Source organism: Microcoleus sp. Pol7_B2 (genome assembly GCF_036701035.1).
Taxonomy (GTDB): Bacteria; Cyanobacteriota; Cyanobacteriia; order Cyanobacteriales; family Microcoleaceae; genus Microcoleus.
The window spans coordinates 81,613-90,908 of record NZ_JAUBQB010000018.1 but is presented as its reverse complement, the minus strand read 5'-3'; the positions used below and the strand labels follow the sequence as shown (position 1 = coordinate 90,908).

The window sequence follows — 9,296 nt, the reverse complement described above, 5'->3', positions numbered from 1 at the left end:
TTAATGAATCCCAAACATCTCAAAAACTGGTTTGCTAATTGCTGCTACTGTACCTCATAACATCCGGAAGTGCTGTAATCTTGTAGGGATTTCTTGATGCTGCCTTCTAGGCGACTTGATAAAAGCTTATTCCACCGACCAACCGTCATACCGGAAACTTCAGTATTGTAGACACGTCGCTTAAATTCCTCAATGCCTGGATGTACAATTCTGTCCATCTTTGCAAAATTTGTATCTAGTCTATATTCATAGCGTATCCGTAGCTCCCGCAGAAGTCGCTGATACTCTCTAGTGGGTTTGTAGACTTTTCCTTGAGTACCCCATGAATCAACTATTTTCTTAGCTTCTAAAAACTCCTCAGCAGAGCCTTGGAATTTATATCCACTGGTGTTTGTTTGTTGCAAGTTTGCTGTTCTTTGAGTTGTATCTTCCGGCTCTAAAACAAGATAATCCGGCGGATTGTGATAGTGGGTATCTCTCGCTACAGCTACCGATAAACCAGAGACAACGCACACATCAAGAATGCGAGGCTTGCCATAGATGATTTTATCGGGTAGCCATGCCAGGATAGCAACGTAGGTCTGATCGAACCTAAAGTGATTCTGACTATCTTTGAAACGTGCTGTTATCTCTGTTGCTAGTGGGAACCACGCTTTAATTTCTAATCCTGGCGTTGGTTGAACTATGCCGAGGAAAATAGTATCTGGAAAGCCCGGATCTTGCCTATGCCACTTTCCAAATTCAGCGAACTCATTTTGTTGATTCAAGAATTCAACGGTGTTAAATTCGATTAAATTTCCGACTAAGGGCGAAAGCTTTGAGATAACTTTAGACAGGTTCACCGCTGCATCTACGGTAACAGGTTTAGATACATCTAAAACGTCGAAAGTGTTGCCAGATAAGCGATCTAGATATTTGGAGGCAAGTCTGATTACATCTTGGGTATTCATATCTCGCTCTCACAAGATGCTTCAGATATTTTTTGTGAAATTTTCCTAATAATAGCGCAAGGATCTACACCAATTACATGAGCAACTAACAGAAACTCAATTACATCTAAGCGTCGTTCACCGTTTTCATATTTGGCTACGAAAGACTGGGGCTTTTTAAGAGATTTAGCAACAGACTCCTGAGTTAGTTGCGCTTCTTTACGAGCAGCAATCATACAGCAACGGAAGGTTTCATATTCATCGCTAAAAACAGATTTCATTATTCTTTGGGTTTAGCACTGCATATTCCCTAGATATAATAAACCTGTTTTCGGATAATCCCAAAATAGGATATTTAAATTTGTTAAAAATCGATAGTAATGACAATTGAACTAAATTAATCACAATCCCGAGAGTGGCAGCTATCTCTACTTGCGGCCCTCGGTGCTACCATAATTTTTTTTGTCATCCTTCGGCTTAGCAACACCATCAGGTTGTTTCTTTGGCTTTTTGACTTCTTTGTTGCTTTTTCTTTCTTTTGACATGATCTTTCCTCAAGTTTGACTCAGCATAACATAGATTGACATATTTGCCTAACTGCCAGTAGAGGGGGTGATTTTCTAAAGATCTTACTCGCTGTTAGTTTTGTACCATCTGCAGTATATTATCTGCTAGATTTTGAACCAATCCCCTCTACCGTTAGGCATATCGATAAATTCCTCATAAGTACAATGTGTGAAATTACTTTTCACTCCGATAGACTCAAGGAAATATTGAAAAGCACGCTCTTATAACTGCTGCGAGACAACCGAGAAAAATTCTCGCTGATTAAGCTGTTGTTTTACATCTAATTTTCCTGAAAAATGACAGTAGATCAAAATATGGAGATATGACCATGCCAGCCTTCGCGACACCTGAAGCAAACACAACTAACAAATTTGCAGTCTCCGTTTAAAAAAGCTGTTAGTCATAGTGGACAAAAAGAATATTATTTTACTATTGATTAACAATTCGGACAGTGTTGGATGGCTTACCTACTGAGAATAACGGTTTCACCGATATCAGTACGATCGCAACGCTTGCCGAAGCACTCTAGAGGTTAAGTAAATCAAGGGTTTCAGGCTAGGACCTCAAGACAGTCGGGACTCTGGAAAAGCACAAAGTATATGTATAAATATAAAGTTAATTGTTCAGCTTTCTTGAAAGTGCGAGCGCGTCCGCTCCTTTTGAGATAAAATACTTATAAAGAGTGTTTATTTCTAGATAAATTTCCGCTATTAGGAATGTGACCCGTATGGAAGTAACCGAGCTGCTCAAAGAGTACGAAAATGGTAACAGAGACTTTGCTGACGCAAACCTCAGCGGAGCAAACCTCAGCGGAGCTATGTTGGTTGGCGTAAACCTTTCGAGGGCTAACCTGTCTGGAGCTAACCTGAGTCGGGCCCATCTGACCAAAGCAGAACTCAACGGCGCAAACCTTTACAGGGCAAATCTGAGTTTTGCCAAAATGGGCCAAGCCAGGCTAGCCGACGCAGAGCTTACAAAAGCCAATCTCAGCGGAGCTTTCCTCGTCAAAGCAAAACTGCCCAGGGCAAAGTTGAGTGGCGCCCAACTCATCGGTAGCAACCTGCGGAGCGCCATCCTCTGGAACGCCAATTTGTGTACAGCCGACCTGCAATTCATAAACCTGCGGGGCGCCAACCTCACGGGAGCCAACCTCAACTGGGCAAACTGCGGAGGGGCAAAACTCAGCGGTGCAAAGCTTTTTGGCGCTCAACTAACAGGCATCTATCTTAGGAAAGCTTACATCAATGGCATCGACATGAGCAGGACGGATCTCAATGGTGTCAACCTGAGCGAAGCCAAACTAAACGGGGTAAACCTGGAAGGCTCGAACTTATTAGCTGCCAATCTCAGCGGGGCTCAGTTGCGGGGCGTCAAGTTGATGGGAGCAGATTTAACCAGGGCAAATCTGGTGGGAGTTTCTTTGGTGCAGGCAAACCTCGATTGGGCTAGGCTGTGCTATGCAGACTTGAGCGAAGCCGACTTGAGCGGGGCAACATTCACGGGAACCAACTTTGAGGGTACTCAGTTAGCCGGCTCAACAATGCCCCCATCTTTGAGCAATGATGTCTACTTAACTGCAGCACCTGGTGTCGCAGCTTAGGCAACGCTAAAAATTAATCTCGCATCCGAGTGGGCGACTCTCGCATTGGTTTAACTTTTGATGCAGACATCATTACTTTTGTGAGAGTGCTGCACCGACAAGAAACTTACTGATATTTGCGAGAGTTTGTAGCATCACAATTGAGTTCACCCGATTAATTTTGCGACTCGCAAAGCAGAGGTAATGGCTCCTTCGTGCAAACCATCCCCCAAATAAGCTCCCGCATGATAAGTGTTGTTTTCGCCATTAGTCTCGATAACTTCATCTCGATATCGAAAAGACTCGACAGTGTACAGCGGCGTGTGATGTTTCTGAATGTGAATAATGTGGTTTTGGGCGATCGACTCTTCGAGTTGAAAAGCTAAACTGTACTCTCGTGGGGATGAGATGCCGCAAAGCTGATTCAAGCTCGCATTATATCCCCATCCCTTGTCCGTCTCGAAAAAATCAAATTCTGATAACTTGCGGATACCGTAGCGATCGTATATTGATGTATCCGAATGCAGTACAGTGGTTGCATAATTGGCTTTCCACGCCGAAAACCGCTTCGTTTCCGCCTCCGTCGGATCGGACAACAGCCTCATAACTTGATCTGGTGGCATCGCAAAAACCACCTTATCAAACTCCTGGATTTCCCCATCAGAAAGCACAATTTTTACAGCATCCGCACTTCTAAAAATATTGGCAATCTCCACATTTAGCAGTATATCGCCCTTAAATCGCTCCAAAATCTTTTCAATGTAAGAATACACACCGCCTTTAATCCTCACCCAGTTGACCGAGGCATATTCGCGCAAAACAGGCATCGCTAATTCTGCCGGGAAATTGTCGAGCAATTCAAACGGTATCGAGTAGCTGTACATCGTCAGCAACTTCAGCCAATAATTGCGGACGCACGAGCTTTTCAAAGACTCCGAAAGCGGCACATCGTAGAAATCGTGCTGTTTAGCAAACCGCATTTTTAAAATAAATGCAGCCGAACGAGCGTAGAGACTATCCAGGCGCAAATACTCGATCAGGCGTTGGATTCCGGTGAAATTCTTTCGGATAGATACCGCCGACAAAAAGTGGGTGCCATCTTTAAAAAAAAGCGCGGAACCAATCTGCACGGGTTCTAATTCAACGTCTAGCTCCTGCATAAAAGCCACGAAATTGTAAAACACAGTGGGAAATTCTAGCACCCCATTTTCTAATATTTCATTGCACTCCGATTGATTGGGTACAACATTTTTGTTCAGCGTCCGAATGTGTCCGCCTAAAATCGGCTGACTTTCCAACACAGTGACGTGATGCCCCTGTTTGTCGAGCCAGTAGGCTGCTGCCATACCACTGGCTCCGCCCCCAACAATTGCAATTCTCATAGTTCACTCCTAGATTGATAGAAGGAAGTTCGGCAACGGATTATGTAACGGATGTAACGGATGTCGGGAAGATGGAATATGGAAGAAGGAAAAAGGAAGAAGGAAGAAGGAATAAATTTTAGTTCGCAGGTAGAACCTGGAAAGGCATTTCACTGTTGCTCTGCCTCGTCATTTTTAAGAGGAGGCAGAGCCTCCAGAAATTCATTCCTTGGCAGAGCCAAGGAACGAGATAATGAGAGCAGAAATGATAATTTTTTAAGAGCAGGCAGAGCAAGAGTGAAATTCATTCCTTGGCAAAGCCAAGGAACGAGAGAAAGAGGAAAATAATCAATTGCTAATTTTCCTTAGCCTAAAATCGGATCGCCGGATAAACGTTGATAAAGCAGCGCCCCCGTCCAAAATGTCGGCGCAAAGCCTGGATAGCCCGAGGAGGCGTTGCAGAAATAGAAATTGTTGAGGGATGTTTCATGATTTAGTCGATCGACCCCCATGTTACGCGGCGTCAGGCTGGAACCGTAGGAATTACCGTTAGGACACCAACAGAAGCGCTCGTTAGTCGTCGGACTTCCGGTAACATGAAAGACCATGTGTTTGCGGAAATTCGGAACATAGTGTTTTTCAACAACATCTAAAATCGAGTCCAGGATCTCTTGCTTCTTCTGCCTGTAAGCTTTGCGATCGCTCTCCCAAAGCTGTTTAAAATAGCTGTAATTAGCAACAGTCAGAAATTCGACAATTTGACAATCTTCTGGGCAATCCCGCCGCGCTTCCGTCAGTAAAGTTGGCGTTGTAATTGCAAAGCTCGGACGAGAAAAGTCATTGTGCTCATACATTTGAGCAAAAGCTTCATTTAGATCCAAGTGTTCCGAATGAAACGTATTCCACTTACCAAATCCATAGTCTCGGAGATCGATATCTTTGACAACGCAGTACACCATGTAGTTAGATGCAGAATACTCATAGTTGAGTTTCCGCCGCACTTTTTTAGAGAACAGTTCCTCTCCAATCATCTTGGCCGCTCTTTTCGGGTCGAGGTTGCAAATCACCGTGTCGCCCGTGAATTCATGGGTTTGATGCGTGGTCAAATCCATCGCTTCAACACCAGTGACAGTTCTATCTGTCACCCTAAAATTCGTGACTTCATGGTTTAGTAGAACTTGCCCCCCATTGGATTCAATGACTTTAACTAAAGAATTGATGACATCTTCAAAATGCTGCGTCGGGTAAAATGCACCTTCTTGATAGCCTCTAAACAAGGCAATCCAAGCATAGAAAGAAAGCTGATTTGGAGGCAGCAAAAAGTCCGGCCATTGCAGGGCTAATAGGGTTTGGGCGGCTTGCGGGAGTTGGAACTTGTCGAAAACGTCCTGAAGTGTACTATTGAGGTGTTGGACAGCACAGAATACGTCACTGAAATTTTTGAGCAATTCAATTGGTTTGACCGGAGGAGCGAGTTTTCTGAGTCCGTTGCCGGTTTTCTCGACTTCGTTGACGAATTGGCGAATTCTCTCGCCCGCTTCGGGGAACAGCGCCGACAATCGCCGGATCAGTTCCTCTGGTTCCGAGGGAATATCCAGCGCATACCCAGGCATTCTCATGTGGTCGTAGCCATTCGGATCGTACCGTTCAAAGGTGACATCTTGATCGAGACCGAGTTTTTTGAGAACTCGATTGACTGTATGTCCTTCGCCGCAGTCCCAAACGTAGTGGAATTGGGCATTAAAGGTGTATTTGTTGGCCATCGTAAAGGTGTGACCAAAGCCTCCGGGATGCTCGTGAGCCTCGAGGATGTGTACGGTTTTGCCGGAGTTTGCCATCAACGCTCCGAAAACCAGTGCTGATAAACCACTGCCGACGATGAGGTAATCTGTTTTCATGGTAAATTTCCTCGATCGATTGAATGGGGCGATCGTTGTCTATTTAAACTAACTATCAATTCTGAGAAAATTCTGAAGTCCAGCAACAATTTTTTGAGGCGCGCTGGTTTAAGGATTGTCTTAAAGTGTGAGTACGGCTGCTGTTAAGCTTAATTAAGCTGTTGTGGATAGAACTTATAGCTGCGGAGGCGGACTGGAAAGCCCGCCCCATAAGGGAAGAAATCGGGTTTATACCTTTGTTCTTAGTCTTAAGGTATAGAGTAGCCTACCTAATTAGGAGTATGTTAATTATAGTGCGATCGCTTATTTGTGCGGCACAATCACATCAAAAAAAGCATCGTCCAAATCATAACCAAACATCTGCGACAGGGCCATCAACTTCGATTTACTGGGAATTCCCTGCTGATTAAACCAATCAGTCAACACAAAAATTTTATTCATCAAAAACATTTCCAAAGCTTCAGGATTGTACTGAATACCTTGGGTGCGATGGAACTGGTGCGGCACCAACATCGCCGCATAGCGCGCCAATTCTCCCGCTTTCCAATCCAGCAAAAATGGCAGCCAAGGGTAACAAGCATCCAAGCGAATAAACCACAGACGCACTTCGGGAATTTCCGAAATTTCTCGCGGATCTAACTCTTCGCGCGGATACTCAATTTCAAATTGTAGCTGTTGTTCGTTTTGGGCGATCGCTCCTTCGGCCAGCCACTTTTCAATCACAGTCCGCACCGGAGACAAATCTAAACTGTTTATGCGATCGGCATCTATCGCTATCATAATACTCATAAAATTTCAACCTTATAGCATTAAGTTTTATCTATAATACCACTAATCACCAATCACCTATTATATCAAATCTCTTAAATCCCCTACACCAGAACTCTTGCAGACCTTCGCAAATTTTTTTGAAAAGCCTCTGCGTTAATCCCAGTTAATCTACGCTTTCCCTCTTGCATCAAAGATTTATGCAATCTTTTCTACTACTCGTTGCCCAACCATCACCCATTTTTGCCAAACTTGCTATCTTGCAAAGAATTACCAATCCCCTGGATAATTCCCCTGCCTATCAAACCAATTCCCCGCCCTATAACCTGAGTCAAAACGTAAACAACGCCAGCACCCAACAACCAAATAACCGCGCGAACTCTAGGTGTGATCGCATCTCTGGTTTCCAGCAGCAACGTCAAGGCTAACTGCCACCCAGAAAGCTGTGCTAACTCCTGATTTCTCGGAGCATAAATAGAAATTCTCTTAATTCCAGAATCGCCCCAAACAAATAGCCAAAACCTGCTTTCAAAAATAGCTTTTGGTTCCAGAAAATATCTATCCCAGCTATATCTCCATGACAAATCATTCCGAAATCTCTCAATTTCTCGCGTCGAAATCAACTTGCCATCGTAAAAAATTTGCTTGATTTCTTCAATATTTGCCAAATTATTTAGTAAAGGCTGCACCACTCCGCTAGCAACTTGAATTGCCAAATTTTCTAACAAAGCTTCAGCTCGCTGCATGGCTTCCGGGCTGCCAGCAACACAAGAAATATTGTCAACTGTTAGAGGAATTTCAAATAGCAAATGTGCAAAAAAATCAACTGTCATCGGTATTTTATCAAGGATTTCTGCTGCAACTACATCAGCATCTGCCAGCAGCATCGGCACAACTTCTACCCCACTGCCTGCCAAGAGATAAGCAGCGCTTCCCCCTTGACTTTCTCCCAGTTTCAAGCTGGTTTGACTGCCATCAAAAACCCGATTTTTTTCCGTTTGCAGTGTATAGTATCTGCCAAAAAAATCTATGATTGTCGCCTGCCACAAATCCCGTAAAATAGCAGGCATTTTTTGCGACAATTGAGTTTGCTGCACTTGCGAAAAGCGCAATTCCTCCAGCAAATCCTTTAACTTCCGCAGGATGGAACTCATCAATTCACGCTTTTTGTGCGATCGCAAAATATCGATTTCCAAAGGTAAGCCAGTCAAATTCACCAACTCAAACTGCAATTTAGCGGCCACCGAGTCAAACAAGCTATTTTGCCAATTAGTTGCAACCACCAAAGATTCAGCCGAAACTTGGGAGTTCGCTAATTGTGATTGAGAATTATTTAACAAATTCTCGCCTCTAATTTCTTCTTTCTGGCTTCTGCCTTCTATCCTCTGCTTTATGCCTTCTGCCTCCTGCCTTCTGCCTTCTGCCTTCTGCCTTCTGTCTTCAAATAATAACTGACTAACAATCCAACGAGCTGCGAGCAATTCTCTGCGGCGTCCGCTGAGTACAACCCCATCTAAAATAGAGGGCAAATCTGTCGGCTCGGCCGCTTTGATCTCTTGCAAATCAGCTTGGACAACTGCCAAACTTGCATCTATTTCCCGTAGTCCAGAAAGACAAAAATAAGCCAGTATTTTTTTGTGTACTGGCGTATCAACTGTCGAATTATCTACATTTTTATCTGCAATTGCTGCGGAGTTTTCTACTGTTTGAACCACCGCTGCATTTAGTTCTATTTCCGGGTTAGTGCCCGCATCCGTCGCCCAATAAGTGCAACCAGATGCCACAGCGCGAATAGCTTCAATAGTCCGGGAAATATCTCTACCTTTAGGAGAATAGCCATTCGCGTCGGCAGCCTGTATTTGCGCCAACAGGTCTGGTGTCAGCCGCCCGCCTAGCACCAACAGTGGCAGGTTGGGGTACAAATTTTTAAGTTCGCGACAAAATTCCAGCGCCTCTATTTGACCCGATCGCAAATTTAGGGTCTCAACAGCCAAAATTACCAAATCTGCGGGCTTCTTGGCTGCTCCAGTGCTGAGCGAGCGAGCTTCTAGAACCCGCAAAGCCTCGGTTTCCGTTGAAACCTCTGCGATAACTTGCAAGTCTGGATACTGCTCGCAAGCGACTCGCAGCCCCAGCCGGAAAATGGGGTCGCCATCGATCGTCAGCAGTTGGAAATTACTCACTTGATTTTAGA

At 44.3% G+C, this 9,296-nt stretch carries 8 protein-coding genes; 2 read left to right on the top strand and 6 right to left on the bottom strand.

What is annotated here, in order from left to right; all coding sequences use genetic code 11:
* Positions 1–44: 44 nt before the first annotated feature.
* Positions 45–950, bottom strand: coding sequence for a hypothetical protein (locus QUA57_RS10100; RefSeq protein WP_333060555.1), 906 nt, complete (start codon positions 948–950; stop codon positions 45–47).
* Positions 947–1,210 carry a helix-turn-helix transcriptional regulator gene (locus tag QUA57_RS10095; protein WP_333060556.1) on the bottom strand — a complete coding sequence of 88 codons (264 nt, stop codon included), beginning with the start codon at positions 1,208–1,210 and terminating at the stop codon, positions 947–949. The genes QUA57_RS10100 and QUA57_RS10095 overlap by 4 nt, the downstream gene beginning before the upstream one ends.
* 1,013 nt (positions 1,211–2,223) lie before the next feature.
* Between QUA57_RS10095 and QUA57_RS10090 the strand changes: the two genes are divergently transcribed.
* Complete coding sequence (locus tag QUA57_RS10090; protein ID WP_333060557.1) at positions 2,224–3,096, top strand: pentapeptide repeat-containing protein; 873 nt, start codon at positions 2,224–2,226, stop codon at positions 3,094–3,096.
* 146 nt (positions 3,097–3,242) lie between these two features.
* Here the strand turns inward: QUA57_RS10090 and QUA57_RS10085 are convergent, their stop codons facing one another.
* Entirely contained in the window at positions 3,243–4,457 is a 1,215-nt protein-coding gene (locus QUA57_RS10085) for an FAD-dependent oxidoreductase (RefSeq protein ID WP_333060558.1), read from the bottom strand.
* A gap of 78 nt (positions 4,458–4,535) precedes the next feature.
* Between QUA57_RS10085 and QUA57_RS10080 the strand changes: the two genes are divergently transcribed.
* Complete coding sequence (locus QUA57_RS10080; RefSeq protein ID WP_333060559.1) at positions 4,536–4,784, top strand: hypothetical protein; 249 nt, start codon at positions 4,536–4,538, stop codon at positions 4,782–4,784.
* Positions 4,785–4,801: 17 nt separating this feature from the next.
* On the opposite strand, the gene QUA57_RS10075 is transcribed toward QUA57_RS10080, so the two are convergent.
* From QUA57_RS10075 to QUA57_RS10065, 3 genes are all read right to left on the bottom strand, one after another.
* Positions 4,802–6,334, bottom strand: coding sequence for an NAD(P)/FAD-dependent oxidoreductase (locus QUA57_RS10075; protein WP_333060560.1), 1,533 nt, complete (start codon positions 6,332–6,334; stop codon positions 4,802–4,804).
* 303 nt (positions 6,335–6,637) lie between these two features.
* Positions 6,638–7,123, bottom strand: a complete 486-nt coding sequence (locus QUA57_RS10070) for a CRR6 family NdhI maturation factor (RefSeq protein WP_333060561.1) — start codon at positions 7,121–7,123, stop codon at positions 6,638–6,640.
* 212 nt (positions 7,124–7,335) lie between these two features.
* Complete coding sequence (locus tag QUA57_RS10065; protein ID WP_333060562.1) at positions 7,336–9,285, bottom strand: DUF3685 domain-containing protein; 1,950 nt, start codon at positions 9,283–9,285, stop codon at positions 7,336–7,338.
* Positions 9,286–9,296: the final 11 nt, after the last annotated feature.